We start from the raw sequence: 19,665 nt of genomic DNA on the forward strand, positions 1-19,665 counted from the left end.
GAACCGGGAAAACTGGTCTGACGAAGATAAACAGAACTGGTCAAGGGATGATAAACACTGGGACCGAGAAAACTGGTCTGACGAAGAGCGTGAAGAACGCGGTGATGATGAAGCCTGTCTGACCATGGAAGAGTGGAAAGAAAGATTTGGACGAGATAAAGAAGGTCGTGACAAAGAAAACGGAACGGCTCATGACGATGAGGTATGGGAAGAGATCAGAGTCAGGATGGCTGAACTCGGAGAAGCCTGTGAAGAAGGTGACGAAGTAGCCTGTGAAGAATTAGAAGCGTTGATTCGGGGATGCGACCGCGAAAGAGACGACAGGGACGATAAAGACCGTGACGAAGAAGATAATGAAGAGCGAGAAGACTCCGACGAAGAAACAGAAGAATAAGACAAGTCCTCGGAGGGGGTCATCCTCGAGAAATACTGTTCACAAAAAATCTCGCCTCTAGTTTAGATACATCTGAAACCTGCTAGAACTGCATCACCAGCAGCAACCCGCCATACCCGGTCGCCATCAGGAACGGCGTGTCCCAGGTGTGCGGCGAGAACGCCTCGGCGAGGGTCATCGCCAGCGGGACGATGGCAAGCGCGAGCGCGAACTGCAGCGCGCTGAAGTGCGGCGCGTGCAGCGCGATAATCACGAGCCCCGTCAGCAGGATGAAGCCGCTGCCTTCGAGCGTCCGCACGTAGGTGCGGTCGGTGCCGAGCGCACGCGTGTGGTATTCGTGCCGGCCCCAGCGCACGCCAATCGGCTCCGCGAGGCCGTCACCGACGGCGTTTATCAGCAGCGGAATCATGACCAGCCCCGCGAGGCCGATTTCGCCAAAGTACCAGATGGCAGGCAGCATGACCATGAAGCCGGCGACGAACTGGCTGAAAATCCAGACCAGCGTGTAGGGGCGGTCCTCGGGCCGGTCGAAGGCTTCGAACATCAGCTGGTAGGGCGGGAAGCGGCTGCGAATCGGCTCCCAGAAAACCAGCAGCGAAAGCGTCACGATGGCGGAGCTGGTAAGCAGGTATTCGATGTCGGCAAAGGTGGCGACATCCAGCTGCCGGTCAATCGCCACCGGCAGGAAGAAAATCGCGACGTGGTTCAGCTTGCGCGTGTAATTGACCCGCACGCCGCATCGCGCCATCCAGCCCGAGGCGAGCATGATGGCGAGCAGCGCGCCCGCCTTCAGCAGCGTCGATTCAACCTGGGATGATGAGAATTCCATGCGATACCGCGCATGGTGGACCGGGCGAGATTTGAACTCGCGCCCTCCTCCATGCCAAGGAGGCGATCTTCCAGACTGATCTACCGGCCCACGCGGGCGGTCCACGAAGGGAGCGCTTTAAGGATTGCCGCTTGCGCCCTTCAGTTTTCGGGGGAGAGCGGCCGGATGGTCCACGCCACCAGCGCCACGCCCGCCAGCATTACCGCCAGCGCGCCCGTCGCCTCGAACACAGGCGCCTGCACCGCGACCGTTTCCGGCTGGAGCTCGTAGTAGCCGCTGACGTTGAACTGCTCCCCGTCGGCCATGGTCACCTGCCAGCGATACTGGAAGGTGCCGGGTTCGGGCTCCGCCGTCATGCGCCAGTCGCAGCCAGCGCCGCTGGCTGCGACCGGTCCCGGCGCTGGCTCTGCGGGCCACTCGGCGTCGTGGTCGTCAATGGGGCCGTGCAGTAGTAGCGTCGCCGACGCGACGTCGTCGCACGCGCCGCCGGGCGGCCTGAGGTGGGCGACGCGCTCGCGGCGCTGGAGTCGCACGGAGACTGGCTCGAGCAGTGGGAGCCCGCCTTCCGACCGCGGCAGCCGACCGCGAATCGCGAGCCGCTCCTGCGATTTGCGCGCGGCAGGCTGACCCGCACGGCGACCGGCGGTGCGAGCTTCGAGCATCCGCTCTTCGGCGCCGTCCCCGAAACGCTCGCCGACACCGCGCCGCTGCGGCCGTCCGGCAACGTGCGCCATGGGCTCTTCACGCTCCGCGCTGCCGGCGCGCGCGCACTGCACGGCGCGAATGAGGCGCCGCGCCAGCGCGTCGTCGTGCACGCAGACTCGGCCGAGTTCAACCAGCAGGGGCGCAACGTCTTCGGCAAGTTCGTGCTTGCGTGCGACCCCGGGTTGCGCTGCCGCGACGAATGCCTGGTGGTTACCGAGGCGGACGAGCTGGTCGCGGTCGGGAGACTGGAAATCGCGCCGGGGGAGATTGCGCTCGGCGGGCAGGGACTGGCGGTAAAAGTACGCGAAGCGGTTTAAGTAGCGGTCATCGAGAACCTGTTCTGAAATTAGAGTTTAAATGACGTGGCGCCAGGAGAGTGTTCCGAACGAACCTTTTGAGAAAAGCTTCACCAAAATTGTGAGTTCGGAATCACTGTCGGAGCGCCATGCGCCGCGGGCGGCGCATGGCGCCAGGAGAGGGATTCGAACCCCCGTGGGGAGACCCCAGTGGTTTTCGAGACCACCGCCCTACCGGACTAGGCGATCCTGGCGCGCAGGCGCCAGCAAAGGCGGATGATAAGCATTAAGCCGGAGGCGGCGGCGGCAGCGCATGCTGCCGCCGCCAAGCGTTAATCCCGTCCACCGCTGGCGTCGCATGAAGCGGCGCGTAACCGTCGGCGGCGAGGAGCGCGAGGTCAAGCTGGCGGAGGAGGCGACCGCAAGTGATTTGATCGCGGCGCTGGAGCTGCACCCGGACGGCGTGCTGGTGCTCGCCGAGGGCGAACCGCTGCGGCCAATCGCGCTCAATTCGCGCCTGCCGGAGAGGGGCGTGCGCGTGGTGCTGGTCGCCTCGGGCGGCTGAAGGCAAGGATTAAACGCTCGGAAGGGGTGCGGGGGCGAATGTCCAGCGAGAAGCAGCCGCCGGAAACCGAATCGCCCGCCCCGGTCGACCCCGAGGCGCAGGCGCCGCTGCCGGGTCACGAGCTGGGCGAGAGGCCGATTGCGTGGCGCGCGCGTCAGGAAGAGGTGCTGGTCAAGGTCAGCCGGCGCGAGAAGGACGAAATTGACTTCGTCGTCGACGCCTTCTGGATATTCGTCGCACGCGTCCGCGCCGCCTCGCGGCCGCTACTGGCGCTGGGTGTGCTGCTAATCCTGCTCGGCGTCAGTCTCGCGGGCTGGCCTCAGGCGGCGCTCGGGCAGGACCGCAGTGGCTACTGGTACGTGGCCGCGGTCGACCACGGCAGCCTCGCGCGCTACACCACCGACGGCGACTATCCCGACTTCGCGCCCGGCGACACTTTCCTGCTGCAGGGCAACATCGAGTCCATCGAGTATTACGCCCCGCTCGAGGAGGCGGGCTGGCCACAACTGGTTCCGGCGCCGCAAGCGGCCGACGGGACCATGCTGGCGAACGGCTCGCTCGAGTCGCTCTTCGGCCAGTCATCGAGTGCGGCGGCCAACTACTCGAGTGCACGACTGGTGCGGCAGCAATACTTCAGCAATCTCTCTGTCAGCGGGTTCCTGTTCAACGAAGTGGACTTCGAGGATGTCGTCTTCGAGAACGTCGTCTTCGAGTATGGCTTCTTCATCAACTGCGACTTCGAGCGTGTCGCCTTCCACAACGTCACGATTCGCGGCTCGGTGTTCTCGCACGTCGTGCTCTCCGAAGTGCTATTGCAGAACTCGGTCTTCGAAGAGGCGCGACTGGAACATGCTGCCGTGGACCAGATGGTGGTTCGCAGCACGGTCTGGGAAAGCACCGTCAGCCTCCAGAGCAGCTTGCGCGGAATCAAGTTCGACCATGCGCAGCTGACCAACGGCAGCTTCCAGAAATCGCAGCTGGACGTGGTGCTGTTCCAGCAGACGCGCGTCACCAACTTCACGCTGCTCAACACGCCGGTCACCAACGTCGCCGACGGAGAGGAGCTGGGTTACACCTACATGACCCTCCGCGGCGCCACGGTCCGTGCAGCGGGAAATCTGGAGCAGCGGCTACCAGTCGGCGCCTCAATCTACATGGACGTCACAGTCATCGCTGAAGGTAGCGGTGCCGGGTCGGTCGCCAACTCGACCTGGGTTGCCGGCAACGTCACAGGCGAGGGATTCACGACGCCTTTCGGCGAGCAGCCGGTCAACCTCAGCCGCGAACTGCTGGTGGTTGAGCCCGAGGTGGTGCGGCCCACCTTCTGGTGGTCGGTCGGCTTCAACTCATTCGTGCTGGCGGGCGCGATGCTGCTGGTCTACGCTGTCGGTGGCCATGCGGTAATTCTGGCGGTGACGCGCTTCAGCATGCCGATACTCGCCACCGCGGGCGGATTCCTGCTGCTTTTCCTCGCCATTCCAACCCGCGACTTCCTGCTGGTTTCGCAGCTGATGCTGCTCTACTTCGTCCCGCCACTCGGCAAGGGGACCGTCATCCCACTCGGGATTGCGGCCGGAATCAACCCATGGGTGCTGGCGCTGGCAACCGCCTTCGTCGACATCATGGTCGGCATCTTCCTGGCGTGGAATTTCGACCTTGCGCGTAAGATTCCGTTCGTCGGCGGCGGCATCCGCCGGGTGCAGGCCAAGGGCCACGAAATCATGACCGCGCAGCCGTGGATTGAGCGGCTGGCGTTCGCCGGCATCATGCTCTTCGTGATGTTCCCGTTCCAGGGCTCCGGCTCGGTCGGCGGCACCCTGCTCGGCCGCTCGATGTCGATGACCCCCTACCGCATCCTCTCGGCCGTGGCGATTGGGGGCGTCCTCGGGTCGTTCATCATTTCCGCCTCAATTGTCTTCGGCCTCGGGCTCGCCGGGCAGATGAGCACTTACGGATTGCTGATTGCACTGGTGGTGGCGCTGATTATTGTCACCCTCTGGTACACCTTCCGCCACTGGGACGAGCTGAGCCTCGACGAGTTCCAGGAGGCGCTGGGGCTCCACCGCGAGGGCATCATCGGCGCCCCGGTCGGCGCCGCGGCCGACCTTGCGGGCGCGGCGACCAGCGGCGTCTTCCGCGCCGTCGAGGGGACCGGACAGGTCATCTCGAAGACCACCGCGACCGTGCTCGACACATTCCTGCCCGAGAGCGAGCGGGAGACGCCGTCCGCCGACAAGCCCGAAGGCGAAACGGAGGACGAGGGGTGACGCGTTCGCTGGTCACTGGCGGCGCCGGCTTCATCGGCTCGCACCTCGTTGGCGCGCTGGTCGCGCGGGGCGACCGCGTCAGCGTGCTCGACAACCTCTCGTCGGGGAGCCTCGACTTCCTGGTGGGCGTGCGCGACGCCATCGAGTTCCATCAGCTGGACCTGCTCGACGAGGAGTTCGACGCGCTGCTCGACGGAATAGACATAGTCTGGCACCTTTCGGCCAACCCCGAGGTGCGCACCGGCATCGACGCGCCCGAAGTCATGTTCCGGCAGAACGTCGACGCAACGCGCTGCGTGCTGGCGGCGATGGCGCGCTGCGGAGTGCGCGACATTGTTTTCACGTCGACCTCGACCGTCTACGGCGAGGCGAGCGTCGTGCCGACTCCCGAGGAATACGAGCCGCTGGCACCGATTTCGGCCTACGGCCAGAGCAAGCTCGCGGCGGAGCAGCTCATCGAGCGCTTCTGCGAGGAGGAGGGCGGGCGCGCCATCTCGTTCCGCTTCGCCAACTGCGTCGGCCCGCGCAGCAACCACGGCGTCACCTTCGATTTCTTCCACAAGTTGCGCGCCGATTCCGGGGCGCTGGAAATCCTCGGCGACGGAAAGCAGTTCAAGTCCTACTTCCACGTCGCCGACTGCATCGCCGGGATGCTCGCGGTCGCGCCCGTCGCGGCGTGCGCCGCCGGCGGCTTCGCCGCGCTCAACGTCGGCTCGGAGGACGGCATCGACGTCGTGACGGTGGCCGACGCAGTCTGCGAGGCGCTCGGCCTCGACGGAGTCGAGTACAGCTTCACCGGCGGCGTCGACGGCGGACGCGGCTGGAAGGGCGACGTGAAGCGGATGCTGCTGGCAATCGAGCGGCTGCGCGGCTTCGGCTGGGCGCCGCAGTTCGGCAGCCGCGCTGCCATCTATGATACGGCGCGCTGGCTGGACGAAAACTATTAAGGTGAAAGCCCGCAGCCGGGCCGGCGCTCCCGTGGTGTAGTCCGGCCCATCATCTCGGCCTCTCGAGCCGAACACCCGGGTTCGAATCCCGGCGGGAGCACCACGCGCTTTTGTCGGCCGGCAAAGCCGGCCGCAAAACCTTGACCAAAACATAACATCACGCTGCTTACGGTTGCGGAATGGTTGCGAAAAAAGTAATCCTTGCGGCAGCCTTTTATCACGCCTGAGTTCGGCGGCGCTCCATGGCTGAGTGGCGCATTCTGGTGGCCGACGAGGTCGCTCCCGAAGGGGTCGAATTGCTGCGCTCCGCGGCGCAGGTGAGCGTGCACGCCGGCCTGTCGGAGGCGGAGCTGCGCGCGGCGCTGCCGGGCTGCCACGCGCTGGTGGTGCGGTCGGCGACGAAGGTGACCGCGCGCGCGCTGGAGGCGGCCGACTCGCTGGTGGTCATCGGGCGCGCCGGGATTGGCGTCGACAGCATCGACGTGGCGGCGGCGACGGAGCGCGGCATCGCGGTAATGAACACGCCCGAGTCGGGCGCCGTCACGACCGCCGAGCATACGCTGGCGATGATTATGGCGCTCGCGCGGCGCATCCCGCTCGGCGACCGGCTGCTGCGTGAGGGCGACTGGGCCAAGCCGCGGCTGGTCGGCATCGAGCTGCGCGGCAAGACGCTCGGCGTCGTCGGGCTGGGGCGCATCGGCCGCGTCGTGGCCGACCGCGCGCTGGGGCTGAAGATGCGGGTGCTGGCGCACGACCCGTTTCTCAAGGAGCCGCCCGAAGGGGTCCAGCTGGTCTCGTTCGAGCGCTGCCTGGCCGAGAGCGAAATCGTGACGCTGCACGCGCCACTGGTCGCCAAAACGCGCCATCTCATGAACGCGGCGGCGTTCGCGCAGATGCAGCCGGGAGCGCGGCTGGTCAACTGCGCGCGCGGCGGGCTGGTCGATGAGGCGGCGTTGCAGGCGGCGCTCGAGAGCGGCCACCTGGCGGGCGCGGCGCTCGACGTCTATGACCGCGAGCCGCTCGACGAAGCGCATCCGCTGCTGGGGCTCGACAACGTCATCCTGACACCGCATCTGGGCGCTTCAACGCGCGAGGCGAAGGTGGCGGTGGTGACCGACCTGGCGCAGCAAATCCTGACCTGTCTCGAGACCGGGCTGGTGCTCAATGGCATCAACGTGCCGCACGTGCCCGCGGGCGAGGCGCAGTTCCTGGCGCCGTTCCTGAAGCTGGCAGAGCGGCTGGGGGCGCTGCTGGTGCAGGCGTTCCCCGGCTCGCTCACGGCGCTGAAGGTGACGACGCAGGGCGACCTGGCGCAGGCGGGGCAGCGACCGGTACAGGTCGCTGCCCTTGCTGGCGCGCTGCGGCCGCTCGCCGAAGGGGCGGTAACGCAGGTCAACGCCGAAAAGCTGGCCGGAGAGATGGACGTGGCGCTTAGCGGTGGGCAGGACCGGCTCAAGCGCGATTTCGTCAACCTGCTGCGCATCGAGGCCGAGATTGACGGCGGGACGCACTTCGCGTCGGGGACGCTCATCGGGCGACGGCACCTGCGGATGGTCGAGCTGGACGCTTTCCTGCTCGACGCCATCCCCGAAGGCGAGCTGCTGCTGACCTGGCATCAGGACCGCCCCGGGATGCTCGGTCGCATCGGCACGCTGCTCGGCGAGCACGGCGTCAACATCTCGCGGCTGCAACTCGGCCGCCACGACGGCGGTGCCCTGGCAATCTACAACCTTGACGCGCCACTCAACGAGGGCGTGCGCAATGCCCTGGCCGCGGTCGACGGCATCGGCCGAATACGTACCGTCTCGCTGCCTGACTGATGCGCTTCACCCACGTCTGCTTTGACTGCGACTCGACACTCTCGCAAATCGAGGGCATCGACTGGCTCGCGGCGCAGGCGGGCGCCGACGTTGCGGCGCTGACCCGTCAGGCGATGGAGGGGGAGCTGCCGCTCGAAGAGGTTTACGCTCGCCGGCTGGAGCTGGTGCGGCCCAAGCGCGAGGCGCTCAGCAGGCTGGGCGACGTCTACGTCACCGCGCTGGTCGATGGTGCAGCCGAAGCGGTCGCCGCGCTGGGGGCGGCGGGGGTCGCAGTACACCTGGTCTCGGCCGGCCTGCAACAGGCGCTGCTGCCGCTGGCCGCTGCTCTGGGCGTGCCGCCGGAACGGCTGCACGCAGTCGAACTACGGTTCGACCGCGACGGCAACTACGCGGGCTTCGAGGCGGGGCCGCTCACCCGCAGCGGCGGCAAGCGCGAGGTGGTCGCGACCATCATGGCCGACGGCGGCGCCTGCGCCTTCGTCGGCGACGGCATCACCGACCTGGAGACGCGCGACGACGTCGCCATGTTCATCGGCTTCGGCGGCGTCGTACGGCGGCGTGCGGTCGAGGCGGCGTGCGAGCATTACATTACGGAGCTGCGGGAATTGCCGGCGATGCTGCTGGAGAGCGCGTGATCTGGAATTTCGGCCCCGGGCCAGCGCTACTGCCCGACACGGTGCGTGAGCGCTGCGCGGCGGCGCTGCTCGACTACGAGGACGGCATCGGCATCGGCGAAACCAGCCACCGCAGTCCCGCCTTCACGCGCATCATCGAGGACGCCGAGCGCCGCGTGCGCGAGCTGCTGGGCGCGGGCGACGAGTTCGCGGTGCTGTTCCTGCCGGGGGGCGCGAGCCTGCAGTTCAGCATGCTCCCCGCCAGCTTCCTGCGCACGCGGGGCGACTACGTCGTCACCGGTAGCTGGGCGCAGAAGGCGGCCGACGCGGGCGCGCAGTATGGCGAGACGCGCGTTGTCGCCAGCAGCGCGGTGACGAACTTCGACCGCATCCCCGACGGCTGGGTGTCGGCCGGTGCTGACTACCTGCACATCTGCGCTAACAACACCATCGCCGGGACGCAGTGGCGCGACTTCCCGCAGCATCCTTGCCTGCTCGCCGATATGAGCTCAGAAATCATGTCGCGGCCGCTCGCCATGCACGACTTCGGAGCGATTTACGCTGGCGCGCAGAAAAATCTCGGCCTTGCCGGTGTGACGCTGGTCGTGCTGCGCCGCGACCTGCTCGCGACCGCGCGCGAGGGGCAGCCGCCGATGCTCGACTACAACCTGCACGCCACGAAGGGGAGCCGGCTCAACACGCCGCCGACTTTCGCCATCTTCGCACTGCGCGAGACGCTGCGCTGGGTGCAGCGCGAGGGCGGCCTGCCGGAGATGGCGCGCCGCTGCGAGCAGCGCAGCGGCGCGCTCTACGAAACAATCGACTCCAGCGACCGTTTCTACCGCTCACCCATCGCGCACGAGCGCGACCGCAGTCGGCTCAACGTCGTCTTCCGGCTCCCCACGGAAGAACTGGAGGCGCAGTTCCTGCGAGCGGCCGCAGAGCGCGGGATGGTGGGGCTGCGCGGCCACCGCTCGGTCGGCGGCGTCCGCGCCAGCATGTACAACGCGATGCCGCAGGCAGGCGCCGAGGCGCTCGCGGCGCTGATGCGCGAGTTCGCCGCCGGTGCGGTGGGGCCGTAATACCTAATTAGCCGCGACCTTCGCGCCGCGTGGGCGAAGAGGCGCGGTTGCGACACGTGGCGGTCGCGGTCGAATCCATCGATAGCGCGCTGCCGCTGTGGGAAGCGCTGGGGCTGGAGCTGCGGCACACCGAGGACGTTCCCAGCGAGGGAGTGCGCACTGCACACCTGTCGGCCGGCGGTGCCGAGGTGGAGCTGCTCGAGCCGCTCGCGGACGGTTCTCCCGTCGGCCGCTTTCTCGAGCGGCAGGGGCCGGGGCTGCACCACGTCGCGCTCGAGGTCCCTGATTTAGCGGCGGCGCTGCAACGTTGCAGCGCCGCTGGGCTGGAGCCGCTGGGCGGCGCGGCGCGCGACGGCGCCGAGGGGACGCGCGTCGCGTTCTTCCACCCGCGCGACACTGGGGGGGTGCTGCTGGAACTGGTCGAGCCCGCCCCCAAACCGGTTTAACCGCGGTACCGTGTGCAGAGCCGTTCCCGCATGACAAAAGTAAGGACGTCACCGTATCGGCAGCCGCCGACCCCCGAAGGGCTGCGCGCTATCGAAGAGGGGACGCTCGATTACTTCGACCCCGAAATGTACTCCAACTTCAACACCGAGGTGCTGGAGGAGTATCTCGAGGAGAAGTCGCGCACCGAAGGCTTTGGCTCGACGACCTGGAAATGGGACCAGATTATGCTGGGGCTGGTCATCGGCATCCTGTTCGCGGTCATCAACCAGTACGTCGGGCTCAAGGTCGGGATGATCGTCTCCGGCTCGTGGTACGTCGCCTACCTTACGGCGATGGCGCTGCGCTGGACCCCGGGCGAGGTGAACCTCTCCGCCTCCGCTTCGACCGGCGCCTCAATGGTCTGCACCGGTTTCGTGTTTACGTATCCTGCCATCTATCTGCTCGCCTACTCCTCGAAATACCGCCTGCCAGACGGCAGCCACCTCATTGACGCCTCGCTGCTGCTGCCCGAGTCGTGGGTACTGGCGGGAGTGGCGCTGGTGGCCTCAATCCTGGGCGGGATGCTGGGCGTGCTCTACTTCATCATCTTTCGGAGAGTGTGGCTGGTCGAGGACCCGCTGCCGCTGCCGGGCTTCGAAGCCAATGTAAAATTGATGGACATCGCGCGCGAGACCTCAACCGGCTCGGTCGAGAGCGCCCGCCACTCAATCTGGCTGGTCGGCATCTCGACCCTGCTGGTCGGCATCTTCACTTTCCTGCGCGACTTCCCGGTCTTCGCCACCGGCGCGGTTGACGCCGCAGGCGACCCGATTCGCACCTCGGTGCTCGACAAGGGAGCGCACGGACTGGGGGTCGAACGCTACTACGAAGGCGGCGACCTGATGGTGCCGTTCGATTCGGGAATCACCAACTACACCTGGCTCGGCTTCGAGTTCACGCCGCTGATGGGCGCCATCGGCTGGTTCATGAAATTCCGTGTCGCAATGCTGGTGAGCCTCGGGACGTTTTTCACGTGGTTTGTCGTGACGCCGATGGCATTCGCCCTCGATTATCCCTTTTATTACCCGGTCGACGGGCTCTACCACGCCGTCTCCGCCTATCCTGCGGCGTCGCTGAAGTCGTACGCCTACGTTGCGCGCCCGATGGCGATTGGTGCCATCCTGGGCGGCGGCATCACGGCGCTGCTGAAGATGGCGCCGGTCTTCCGCACCACCGCGGCGGACGTTATCGCCATCTTTGCCGGCGGCGATGACGTCGCGCGGCGAGACTACGTCGAAGGCGAAGGCTGGTACGAGTGGCCGGTGACGCATATCCCCGTCATGCTGGTGGTGACGCTGGTCGGGATTACGCTGGTATTCGCGACCGAGTTCGGCTTCATCCCCTCCTTTGTTTTCGCGCTGGTGCTCTGCCTCACGACTTTCGCGCTGGGCGCGATTGCCGTCAAGGTAATGGGCGAGACCAGCATCGAACCCGTATCGGGCACTTCGTTCATCGTACTGCTGATGCTGGTGCTGATTTTCAAGAACCTGCTCGGGCTGCCCGCTAGCGACGCAGCGCTGCTCTCGCTGGTCGGCACGACCGTCTTCGGCGGCGCGATTTCGATGTCGGGAACCGTGATTGGCGACTACAAGGCGGCGCTCTATGTCGGCAACCGCCCGATGCACATCATGAAGACCGAACTGGTCGGCATCATCCCCGGCACGATTGTTTCGGCGCTGTTTGCGGGAATCCTCTCGCTGGCGCTGGCACGCGGGGAGCTGGTACTCTACGCGCCACAGGCGAATGCCTTCGCGGCCTTCGCACAAATCATGCTCGGCGGCGAGACGCCGTGGCAGCTGCTCTCGCTCGGTTTCGGCATCGGCGTCTTCATGGAGCTGCTGACCGGGATGGGGACCGCCTTCGGGCTGGGGATGTACCTGCCGATGGTGGTGACGCTGCCGATGGTCGTCGGCGGGGCGCTGCGCGACCTGTGGGAGCTGAAAGTGCTGGAGCCGGCGGTCGAGCGCGAAGGGCTCGGCGAGAAGGGGCGCACGCTGAAGCTGCTCAACACCTACATGATTGCGACCGGGCTGATTGTGGGTGAGGCGCTGATGGGGACCGTGCTCGCCATCTACTACGTGCTGCCGCTACTGGGCGGGGGCTAACCTCTTATAAGAGCCGGTCTTCGAGCCGCTCCGGGGCAGCGCATGGCGAAAGAAGAGTACGAGACACCGCTGATTGACGCCTACAACCGCACCCACTTGGACGTATTGCACGAGGATGGTAGCTGGTACCATCCTTTCCTGCCCACGGGAGTCTTCATGGAAGACCTCGGGCCAGTCATCGAGGAGCAGCTGGTCAAGACCTATAACGAATGCGAGCGGGAGGCGGAAAAATACTTCGAGGAACGCGTGCGCGAGCGCTTCGCCTCGGTCTTCGCTGACGCCAACCCGGTTGACCTGCGCGGGCTGCTGCCGAAGAAGCCTCCGGTCGAGTGGGCCGAGCTCCCGGTAGAGGTGCAGCGAGAACTGCAGAATGTCCACGACGCTGCTCAGGAAGAAGGAATTACCGAGAGAACGTTGAAAAAGCGGGTCCGCCAGTACCTTATCGACCAGTATATTATCGAGGATTGATCGTGGCGGACGAAAAAATGAAACCGAAGAGGGTGATGCTGGACCCCCGCGGCGGCCGTCCGCGCGAGAAATCCAGAACCCATATTGAGGGGCTGGACCGCATCCTCAACGGCGGCATTCCCATTGGCAACACTACCCTGCTGGCGGGCACTGTCGGCTCGGGGAAAACCACGCTGGCGATGGAATACCTGATTAACGGCGCCAAGCGGGGCGAGAATACCTGTTACATCTCGGTCACCGAGCCCTCTTCCAAAATGCTTGAGAACCTGCGTACCTACGGCTTTTTCGAAGACTCGCTGGTTACTGAGGGGAAACTGAACGTCTTCGACCTCGGGATTATCAATGACCGGCTGGGAGTCGAGCGGCTCGATGGTTCCTACACTTCCAAGGACATGGAGGCACTGCTGGGGGCGTTCGAGGATATCGTCGATGAGCTCCAGATTACGCGACTGGTGATTGACTCGATTACCGCCATTTGCTATCAACTCCCCGACAAGGGGGCCATCCGTAACTTCATTTTCCGGCTGGGGCAGTTCCTGGCCACTTTCGGCTGCACCACCATGTTAATCTCGGAAACTGTCGTCGATGCGCGTACGCAGACCTACTCCATCTTTGGCGTCGAAGAAGCGGTCGCCGACGGAGTGGTCCTGATGGGGAACGTCCAGCGGCAGGGGGACCTGCTGCGAACGCTGCAAGTGGTCAAGATGCGGGGTGCCAAGCACTCGCGCTCGCGGCAGCTGGTTGAGCTGACGCCGATAGGACTCAGTATCGTGCCATTGCTCAAGTGGGGGCAGGACACGGGGCAGGTGTTTACATGAGCGTCCTCAAGCAGGTGGTTAAGAGCATCAAGGAGGGCGACGCCCTGACAACGGTTTCACTCAACTCTGACGATTATCGCCCCACGTCGATTGAAATCGTAAAGCACCTGCTGAGCAAGAAGCTGGGTGGCATCTACATCACCACGACTCGCCCCTCAGGAAGTATCATCGCCGACCTTGAGGGGATCAAGGCTGACCTGGGCGACCTCTACTTTGTCGATATGATATCGCTGACCGTAGGTGGCGAGACTGATGACCCGCGCACCATGTTCATCGAATCGCCCACAATGCTCGAGTCGGTACTGCTCAATATTGGGCTGCTGGAGCGGCGCATCAAGGCCAAGCGACACTTCGTAATGTTTGACTCGGTTAACGGCCTCACTATCTATTCCGAGAACCGGGTCCTGAAGGAATTCATTAACGTCCTCGCCAACACCATGCGGCTCCGCAAGACGTATACCATGATGCTTACGGTAGAGGAGCAGACCAGTGAAGACCTGGCCTCAATGCTGAAGACCCTGACCGACCGCTACATCGAAAAAACAGATGGCTGAAATCGTAACCTCCGGTATCCCCCGCCTCGACGCGGCGCTGCTCGAGGGCAAGGGATTCAAGATGGGGAGCTCGATCCTGATTGAAGGTACCTCCGGGGCAGGTAAGGAACTGCTCGCCAAGCAGTATGCCGCCTCTGGTATCGGTGCTGAAAATGTTGTCTATTTCTCAACTGACGAAACCTCCGAGGAACTGGTCGAGACCTTTGAGCACTACAACTGGCCCACCGACATGCGGATTGTCAACGTCGGCACCCAGTATTTCGAGAAGGTACTGGCGCGTGACCTGCAGGCCTCCCGCTTCAAGCAGGAAGGGCTTTCGGTAAGCGAGCTGCGCAATGTCGGTGCCTACGGCGCGACCGCGGACCAGATTAATTTCGTTTCCGACATGGCGTACGAAATCTCGAAGCTACGCTCGCCCTTCCGGGTCGTCGTCGATTCGCTCGATTTCTTCCTGCAATACTACTCGCTGGCTGAGGTGCTCTCATCGATGCGGACTATCAAGGAATACGCGCAGGCGAACGGCGGCCTCGTGCTCTACACTGTCTCGCAGGACGCGCACGATTCGAAGACGCAGAGCCAGATTGAAGCTGTCGCCGACGTCATTATCGAGCTCGAAGTAGGGCGTATGGCGGCCGAGTTCGAGAATCGCATGATTATCAAGAAGATTCGCAACCACCCGGAGAAAGCAGCGGTGCTAATCTACGCCGTCACTGAGCACGGTATTACGCCCGAGATGATTACCCGCGTCGCCTGAAAGCGACGAGTTATTCCTGCTCCAGTAACGCCGTATTGATTTCCTACGGCAGCTGCCCGCCTTCGGGCTTCGCTTCCGGCGCGCTGCTGACCAGCAGCCCGCCACTCCCGACAATCAGCGCCGCGCCCAGGGCGTCGCCCCAGACGAGCGTTTGCTGGAAGAGCAGCCAACCGTAAATCCCGCCGACGAGCACCGTCGCGTAGGAGAAGGCGCCGATGTAGGCGGCGCGGGCCGCCTGGTAGGCGCGCGTCATCCCGGTCTGCCCCACACCAGCGCAGATGCCGACACCGATAATCGCGAGCGCCTCGGGCAGCGCCAGCCGCGGAAGTTCGCTGGCGGCGAACGGCAGCGTCGCGGCCGTGCAGAAAAGCGCGAACCAGAAAACGACCCCGTCAGGCGATGTGCTGGTGCGCAGCCCGCGCACCGCCAGATAGGCGAACGCCGAGAGCACGCCCGAAATCAGCGCGACCAGCGCGTCGATATCGACCTCGCGCAGCGAAGGCGAGACTATCAGCACGGTGCCGGCGAACGAGAGCGCAATGCAGCCGTAGACCAGCGACGATACATGCTCGCGGAGCATCGCGCCTGAGAAGAGCGCAACGAAGAGTGGTGCGGTGTATTGCAGCGTCACCGCGTTCGAGAGCGAAATCTGTTGCACCGCGTAGAAGTAGCACGCCATCGCCGACAGGCCTACTGTGCAGCGCCAGAGCAGCAGCCTCCGGTCGCCGACCCGCAGCGACGTCGCGCGCAGCCGCGACCACGCCAGCAGCGCCAGTGTGATTATCAGGCTGCGACCGAAAATCACCGTCGCGACCCCCGCATGGCCGGCGGTCCACTTCACCAGCGCGCTGCCGGTGCCGAACGCGACGCTGGCGAGCAGCATCCAGGCGACCGCGCGGTGGGCGGCGTCCATCTACCGCAGCACGGCGATGGCGTCTATCTCGACCAGCGCGTCCAGCGGCAGCCGCGCTACCTCGACAGTGGAGCGCGCCGGCGCCGCCTCCTCCCCGAACATCTCTATATAAACTGTATTCATCGCGCCGAAGTCATCCATGTCTATCAGGAAGACCGTGGTCTTGACTACGTCCGCCAGCGCCAGCTGGCTCTCCGCCAGCACCGCCTGCAGATTGCGGATGGCCTGGCGGGTCTGCTCCGCGACGCCAGCTTCGAGCGTTGCGACGTCGTGCTGGCGACCGAGTTGCCCGCTCATAAAGAGCAGCCCGGCGTCGGCGACCGCCTGCGAGTAGGGGCCGATGGGGGGTGGCGCGTTGGGAGATTCGACTATTTCCTTCATACACCCCCATGGCCAGCATAAAGAGTCTTTTTGCCCCGCCGGCGTGGGGCGCTCCTTGTTCCCATTCCCGGAGCTCCGCAAAGGGCAGGATGCGATGCTGGCTGACTGTCGCACGTCGTTCGCCGCCGGCGAGCACCTGCTGGCGCACGCGCCCACCGGGCTGGGGAAGACCGCCGCGGCGCTGACCGCCGCGGTCGAGGTGGCGCAAGAGCGAGGGTTGCTGGTGGTGGCGCTGACGTCACGGCAGACACAGCACGCTATTTTCGTCGAGACGCTGAAACGGATTCACACGCAGCAACCGCTGAAAATCGTGGACGTGATTTCCAAGCAGGACATGTGTCCGCGCGACGATTTGGACGAGAGCCGCTACGGCGTTTTCCAGGCTGTCTGCACCGCGCTGGTGCGCAACAACGACTGCCGCTACCACGCCGGCTACCGCCCCGAATTCCTGCCGCAGGTCTTCGACGAGCCGCTCTCGGCCGCCGGCCTGAAGGCGCTCTGCCACGAAGAGGTGCAGTGTCCGCACCGCGTTGCGCTCGAGGCGGCGCAGGAATGCGACGTGCTGGTCTGCGACTACAACTATCTCTTCACGCCGTGGTCTGATGTGGTGTGGGAACGCATCCAGCGGCCGCTGGAGGAGGTGCTGCTGATTGTCGACGAGGCACACAACCTGCCCGACCGCATTCGGCTCTCCGCGTCACCGACGCTCTCGCTGCAGCGCATCCGCGAAGCGCAGCGTGAGGCGAGCCAAGCGCTGCGCGCGCAACTCTCAATCCTGGAGCGGCTGGTCGAGAGCCTGACCGACCACAAAGGCGAGAAGGAGATTGACGGTGGTAGCGTCAGCCGCATGCTCGACGCGGCGCTGAAGCAGAAACTGACCGACCTGGATGGCTTCGTGAGGTTGCTCGAGCGGTCGGCGCAGCGCCGGCTGCAGCGCGGCAAGGTGGCGCGCATGGGTGATGTCGCGGATTTCCTGCATCACTGGCGTTTCCTGAAGGAAGGGAGCGACCTGCGGCTGGCGCACGGCGGCGACAAGCTGTGGCAGCGCAAGCTCTCGCTGCGGCTGCTCGACCCCGCGTCAATCAGTGCGCCGGTCTTCCGCGCCGTGCGCGGCTCGGTACTGATGTCGGGCACGCTGAAGCCGTGCGGTTTCTATCGCGACCTGCTGGGGCTCGGCGCGGAACGCTCCCGCAAGGCGACCTACAGCTCACCCTTCCCGTCCGAAAACCGGCTGCTACTCTGCGTCGATGACGTCTCGACGCTCTACCGCAACCGCGGCGACCCGCTCTACCGCAAGCTGGCGGCGTCGCTGACGGCCGTGGCGCAGGCGACACCGGGCAACGTCGCGGCGTTCTTCCCGAGCTACGCGCTGCGCGACGACGTCGCTGCCAGGCTGGGCGACCATGGTAAGACTTTGCTGCTCGAGGAGCGCGGCGCATCCCCCACAAAGCGAACGGCGCTGCTCGGGCGCTTGCAGCAGCGCGACGCGTTGCTGCTGGCGGTGATGGGGGGCATCTTCGGCGAAGGTGTCGACTATCCCGACAACCTGCTCGCCGCCGTCGTCGTCGTCGGGATACCGGTGCCGCCGCCGTCGCTCGAGCAGAAAAAGCTGGAAGAGTATTTCGAGCGAAAGTTCGGAAACGGAAAGGGGCGCCTCTACGCGCAGACCTACCCCTCGGTCAACCGCGTGCTGCAGGCGGCCGGCCGCTGCATCCGCAACGAGACTGACCGCGGTGTGGTGCTGCTCTACGACAACCGGCTGGGGCACCGCCCCTACCGCCGCTTCCTGCCAAAGGAAGTAAGGCATTGCACTAGCAGCGCGGTGCCGGCGCTGGTACGCGGTTTCAACGACCCCAGAACGGGGAAGCCGCCTTCTTGATACGTTGCAACTCGGTAATGACGTCTTCCTCATCGGGCGTCAGCTTGACGTTTTCGTCGCGCAGGCGCACCACATCGCGCTCGTCCATCTCTATATAAAGTATATCCCCCTCGTTTACTTGCCGGCCGACGGTTGCCTCGGTCACGGCAATCGCGACTTCGTCGCCCTGCGTCGCCTCCTTGAGCCCTTGCTCCCCGGAGCGCATCGAGCGGATGCGCCCGATAACGTGGTTGTCGGCACGTAGCACTTTCTGGCCAACCATGATGCGTCCCGCCAGCACGCGCACGCCGAAAACAGCGGGGTCGCGTGTGCGGAAAGTATGGCCCTCGAGGAATTCGATTTTGCCGGGATGTGGGAACTCCTCGCGTAGCGCCCGCGCCTGTTCGCGCTTCAGCTCCAGCAGCCACTCGCCGTACTCCTCGACCAGATGGTAGACTACATCGGCCTCGAAGAGCTTCGCTTCGCTCTCGACCAGCGCTGCGCGCGCGTCAGGCAGCACGTTGACGCCAAACGCCAGGACCGCACGCTGCTCGGCCGGTGCGGTCTCCGCCAGCCTCACGTCGCGGCGCGAAACGTCGCCGACCGCGGCGCGCATGATTGGCGCGCCGGCTGCCTGTAGTTCGTAGGCGAGCACCTCGAGCGAGCCGATGGCGTCGGCGCGCACTACCAGCCCGCGGTCTTCTAGCGCGACGTTGCTCTCCATCTCCCCCGAAAGCCGCTCCAGCACCGGCGCGACATCGTCGCCTTGCGGGACTCCGTAGAAGGGCGCGCCGGCGATGGCCCCTTCAAGGTTGGGCGCGACCACTTTCAGGCCGGCGGCGGCGGCGACCTCCGTGACCGTGTTGAACTGCTGGCGCGGGTCGCGAATTTCGTCCAGCGGCCGCGGCTGCAGCAGGCTGCGCACGCGCGTCACCAGCGGCTCGGGCGTCGCGCCGATAACCAGCGTGTCGCTGGCGCGCAGGACGCCATTGTAGATAATGACACCGAGCGTCTTGCCAAGCCCGCGCTCCTCCTTGACCTCGAGCACGGTGCCTTCGGCAACCCCCTCCTTCAGTGCCAGGCGCCCCTCGAGGTAGCGCTGCGCCAGTCCCATCAGCAGCATGAACAGCTCGGGGACGCCTTCGCCGCTGTCGCGGACCGACGTGGGCACCAGCGCAATCGTCTTCTGGAAATCCTCGACTTCGGAGTAGAGCGCCGAATCGAAATTGTGCCTGCCCAGCTCGCGTATGATTTCCCAGATGCGCTCCTGTAGTCCCTCCTGCGCCAGTTGCGACTGCTCCTGCCGGTTGGCGGCGAAAGTACCCTTGTGGGTGCGCCAGCCGGGGAGCCGGTCTATCTTGTTTAGCATCAGGATAAAGGGCGTCTGCGCCCGCCGCAACACCTGCAGCGACTCTATGGTCTGCGGCTTGAAGCCCTCCATGATATCGACCACCAGCACCGCCAGGTCCGCCAGCTGTCCCCCGCGCGCGCGCAGCGTGCTGAAGGAGTGGTGGCCGGGAGTATCGATAAAGAGCAGCCCGGGCAGCCGGATATTCTCCTCCGGCAGCAGCGCGCCGCAAATGTCACTGATGGTCTCGAACGGCACCTCGGTCGCGCCGATGTGCTGCGTGATGGCGCCCGCCTCGCGGCTTACGACCGCGGTGCCGCGCACCCAGTCGAGCAGAGACGTCTTCCCGTGGTCGACGTGACCCAGCACCGCCACGATAGGCTGGCGCAGCGGCCCCGCCGGGGGCTGTTCCTCCTCAGGAGAAGCGTCATCCGCAGCTTCGTCGTCGCTGGACATCAGGT

The 19,665-nt window shown here is 65.2% G+C and carries 20 protein-coding genes and 3 tRNA genes; 16 read left to right on the top strand and 7 right to left on the bottom strand.

Annotation, left to right across the window (positions count from 1 at the left end):
* Positions 1 to 394 (top strand): hypothetical protein (locus QGG57_03855; protein ID MDP7007306.1); only part of this gene is annotated, 394 nt, incomplete at its 5' end.
* A gap of 82 nt (positions 395 to 476) precedes the next feature.
* On the opposite strand, the gene QGG57_03860 is transcribed toward QGG57_03855, so the two are convergent.
* From QGG57_03860 to QGG57_03870, 3 genes are all read right to left on the bottom strand, one after another.
* The gene (locus tag QGG57_03860; protein MDP7007307.1) at positions 477 to 1,223 is read right to left on the bottom strand and encodes a hypothetical protein; all 747 of its coding nucleotides are present in this window, start codon (positions 1,221 to 1,223) and stop codon (positions 477 to 479) included.
* A 13-nt stretch (positions 1,224 to 1,236) separates the two neighbouring features.
* Positions 1,237 to 1,313, bottom strand: a tRNA-Ala gene (locus tag QGG57_03865).
* Positions 1,314 to 1,363: 50 nt separating this feature from the next.
* Complete coding sequence (locus QGG57_03870) at positions 1,364 to 1,756, bottom strand: hypothetical protein (GenBank protein MDP7007308.1); 393 nt, start codon at positions 1,754 to 1,756, stop codon at positions 1,364 to 1,366.
* On the opposite strand from QGG57_03870, the gene QGG57_03875 reads away from it, so the two are divergent.
* Positions 1,724 to 2,245 carry a pseudouridine synthase gene (locus tag QGG57_03875; protein ID MDP7007309.1) on the top strand — a complete coding sequence of 174 codons (522 nt, stop codon included), beginning with the start codon at positions 1,724 to 1,726 and terminating at the stop codon, positions 2,243 to 2,245. The two genes, QGG57_03870 and QGG57_03875, sit on opposite strands and share 33 nt — an antisense overlap.
* 147 nt (positions 2,246 to 2,392) lie before the next feature.
* On the opposite strand, the gene QGG57_03880 is transcribed toward QGG57_03875, so the two are convergent.
* Positions 2,393 to 2,478: transfer RNA gene (locus tag QGG57_03880), tRNA-Ser, on the bottom strand.
* Positions 2,479 to 2,582: 104 nt separating this feature from the next.
* Here QGG57_03880 and QGG57_03885 point away from each other — a divergent pair.
* The 13 genes from QGG57_03885 (at position 2,583) to QGG57_03945 (ending at position 14,704) form a co-directional block, all read left to right on the top strand.
* Entirely contained in the window at positions 2,583 to 2,789 is a 207-nt protein-coding gene (locus tag QGG57_03885; protein ID MDP7007310.1) for a hypothetical protein, read from the top strand.
* Positions 2,790 to 2,827: 38 nt separating this feature from the next.
* Positions 2,828 to 5,056: a small multi-drug export protein gene (locus QGG57_03890; protein ID MDP7007311.1), complete on the top strand. Its 2,229-nt coding sequence runs from the start codon at positions 2,828 to 2,830 to the stop codon at positions 5,054 to 5,056.
* On the top strand, positions 5,053 to 6,003 hold the full coding sequence (locus QGG57_03895; GenBank protein MDP7007312.1) for an NAD-dependent epimerase/dehydratase family protein: 951 nt from the start codon (positions 5,053 to 5,055) through the stop codon (positions 6,001 to 6,003). The genes QGG57_03890 and QGG57_03895 overlap by 4 nt, the downstream gene beginning before the upstream one ends.
* 25 nt (positions 6,004 to 6,028) lie before the next feature.
* Positions 6,029 to 6,106: transfer RNA gene (locus QGG57_03900), tRNA-Glu, on the top strand.
* 139 nt (positions 6,107 to 6,245) lie between these two features.
* Positions 6,246 to 7,823, top strand: a complete 1,578-nt coding sequence (gene serA / locus QGG57_03905) for a phosphoglycerate dehydrogenase (GenBank protein MDP7007313.1) — start codon at positions 6,246 to 6,248, stop codon at positions 7,821 to 7,823.
* Positions 7,823 to 8,458: an HAD-IB family phosphatase gene (locus QGG57_03910; GenBank protein ID MDP7007314.1), complete on the top strand. Its 636-nt coding sequence runs from the start codon at positions 7,823 to 7,825 to the stop codon at positions 8,456 to 8,458. Before serA ends, QGG57_03910 begins: the two co-directional genes overlap by 1 nt.
* The gene (serC, locus tag QGG57_03915; GenBank protein MDP7007315.1) at positions 8,455 to 9,519 is read left to right on the top strand and encodes a 3-phosphoserine/phosphohydroxythreonine transaminase; all 1,065 of its coding nucleotides are present in this window, start codon (positions 8,455 to 8,457) and stop codon (positions 9,517 to 9,519) included. Before QGG57_03910 ends, serC begins: the two co-directional genes overlap by 4 nt.
* A 29-nt stretch (positions 9,520 to 9,548) precedes the next feature.
* Positions 9,549 to 9,965 carry a methylmalonyl-CoA epimerase gene (gene mce, locus QGG57_03920; protein ID MDP7007316.1) on the top strand — a complete coding sequence of 139 codons (417 nt, stop codon included), beginning with the start codon at positions 9,549 to 9,551 and terminating at the stop codon, positions 9,963 to 9,965.
* Between the two features lie 30 nt (positions 9,966 to 9,995).
* The gene (locus QGG57_03925; GenBank protein ID MDP7007317.1) at positions 9,996 to 12,110 is read left to right on the top strand and encodes an OPT/YSL family transporter; all 2,115 of its coding nucleotides are present in this window, start codon (positions 9,996 to 9,998) and stop codon (positions 12,108 to 12,110) included.
* Positions 12,111 to 12,152: 42 nt separating this feature from the next.
* A complete protein-coding gene (locus QGG57_03930) occupies positions 12,153 to 12,578 on the top strand; it encodes a hypothetical protein (protein MDP7007318.1) in 426 nt (141 codons plus the stop codon).
* A 17-nt stretch (positions 12,579 to 12,595) separates the two neighbouring features.
* The gene (gene gvpD, locus QGG57_03935) at positions 12,596 to 13,396 is read left to right on the top strand and encodes a gas vesicle protein GvpD (GenBank protein MDP7007319.1); all 801 of its coding nucleotides are present in this window, start codon (positions 12,596 to 12,598) and stop codon (positions 13,394 to 13,396) included.
* Positions 13,393 to 13,950, top strand: coding sequence for a hypothetical protein (locus QGG57_03940; GenBank protein ID MDP7007320.1), 558 nt, complete (start codon positions 13,393 to 13,395; stop codon positions 13,948 to 13,950). The genes gvpD and QGG57_03940 overlap by 4 nt, the downstream gene beginning before the upstream one ends.
* Positions 13,943 to 14,704 (top strand): RAD55 family ATPase, encoded by a 762-nt coding sequence (locus tag QGG57_03945; GenBank protein ID MDP7007321.1) that lies wholly within the window; start codon positions 13,943 to 13,945, stop codon positions 14,702 to 14,704. The genes QGG57_03940 and QGG57_03945 overlap by 8 nt, the downstream gene beginning before the upstream one ends.
* A gap of 43 nt (positions 14,705 to 14,747) precedes the next feature.
* On the opposite strand, the gene QGG57_03950 is transcribed toward QGG57_03945, so the two are convergent.
* Positions 14,748 to 15,617: a DMT family transporter gene (locus QGG57_03950; protein MDP7007322.1), complete on the bottom strand. Its 870-nt coding sequence runs from the start codon at positions 15,615 to 15,617 to the stop codon at positions 14,748 to 14,750.
* Positions 15,618 to 15,998: a Rid family detoxifying hydrolase gene (locus QGG57_03955; GenBank protein MDP7007323.1), complete on the bottom strand. Its 381-nt coding sequence runs from the start codon at positions 15,996 to 15,998 to the stop codon at positions 15,618 to 15,620.
* Positions 15,999 to 16,053: 55 nt separating this feature from the next.
* Here QGG57_03955 and QGG57_03960 point away from each other — a divergent pair, with 55 nt between their 5' ends.
* Positions 16,054 to 17,877 carry an ATP-dependent DNA helicase gene (locus QGG57_03960; protein MDP7007324.1) on the top strand — a complete coding sequence of 608 codons (1,824 nt, stop codon included), beginning with the start codon at positions 16,054 to 16,056 and terminating at the stop codon, positions 17,875 to 17,877.
* Here the strand turns inward: QGG57_03960 and infB are convergent.
* Complete coding sequence (infB, locus tag QGG57_03965) at positions 17,843 to 19,660, bottom strand: translation initiation factor IF-2 (protein MDP7007325.1); 1,818 nt, start codon at positions 19,658 to 19,660, stop codon at positions 17,843 to 17,845. The two genes, QGG57_03960 and infB, sit on opposite strands and share 35 nt — an antisense overlap.
* Between the last annotated feature and the right edge of the window lie 5 nt (positions 19,661 to 19,665).

This window comes from Candidatus Poseidoniia archaeon, from assembly GCA_030748895.1.
In the GTDB taxonomy this organism is placed as follows: domain Archaea; phylum Thermoplasmatota; class Poseidoniia; order MGIII; family CG-Epi1; genus UBA8886.

Excerpts from the sequence above, each read along its gene's own strand:
- QGG57_03860 (MDP7007307.1), bottom strand. The coding sequence starts at position 1,223 with ATGGAATTCTCATCATCCCAGGTTGAATCGACGCTGCTGAAGGCGGGC.
- QGG57_03885 (MDP7007310.1), top strand. The coding sequence starts at position 2,583 with ATGAAGCGGCGCGTAACCGTCGGCGGCGAGGAGCGCGAGGTCAAGCTG.
- QGG57_03890 (MDP7007311.1), top strand. The coding sequence starts at position 2,828 with ATGTCCAGCGAGAAGCAGCCGCCGGAAACCGAATCGCCCGCCCCGGTC.
- serA (MDP7007313.1), top strand. The coding sequence starts at position 6,246 with ATGGCTGAGTGGCGCATTCTGGTGGCCGACGAGGTCGCTCCCGAAGGG.
- QGG57_03910 (MDP7007314.1), top strand. The coding sequence starts at position 7,823 with ATGCGCTTCACCCACGTCTGCTTTGACTGCGACTCGACACTCTCGCAA.
- QGG57_03925 (MDP7007317.1), top strand. The coding sequence starts at position 9,996 with ATGACAAAAGTAAGGACGTCACCGTATCGGCAGCCGCCGACCCCCGAA.
- QGG57_03930 (MDP7007318.1), top strand. The coding sequence starts at position 12,153 with ATGGCGAAAGAAGAGTACGAGACACCGCTGATTGACGCCTACAACCGC.
- gvpD (MDP7007319.1), top strand. The coding sequence starts at position 12,596 with ATGAAACCGAAGAGGGTGATGCTGGACCCCCGCGGCGGCCGTCCGCGC.
- QGG57_03940 (MDP7007320.1), top strand. The coding sequence starts at position 13,393 with ATGAGCGTCCTCAAGCAGGTGGTTAAGAGCATCAAGGAGGGCGACGCC.
- QGG57_03945 (MDP7007321.1), top strand. The coding sequence starts at position 13,943 with ATGGCTGAAATCGTAACCTCCGGTATCCCCCGCCTCGACGCGGCGCTG.
- QGG57_03950 (MDP7007322.1), bottom strand. The coding sequence starts at position 15,617 with ATGGACGCCGCCCACCGCGCGGTCGCCTGGATGCTGCTCGCCAGCGTC.
- QGG57_03955 (MDP7007323.1), bottom strand. The coding sequence starts at position 15,998 with ATGAAGGAAATAGTCGAATCTCCCAACGCGCCACCCCCCATCGGCCCC.
- infB (MDP7007325.1), bottom strand. The coding sequence starts at position 19,660 with ATGTCCAGCGACGACGAAGCTGCGGATGACGCTTCTCCTGAGGAGGAA.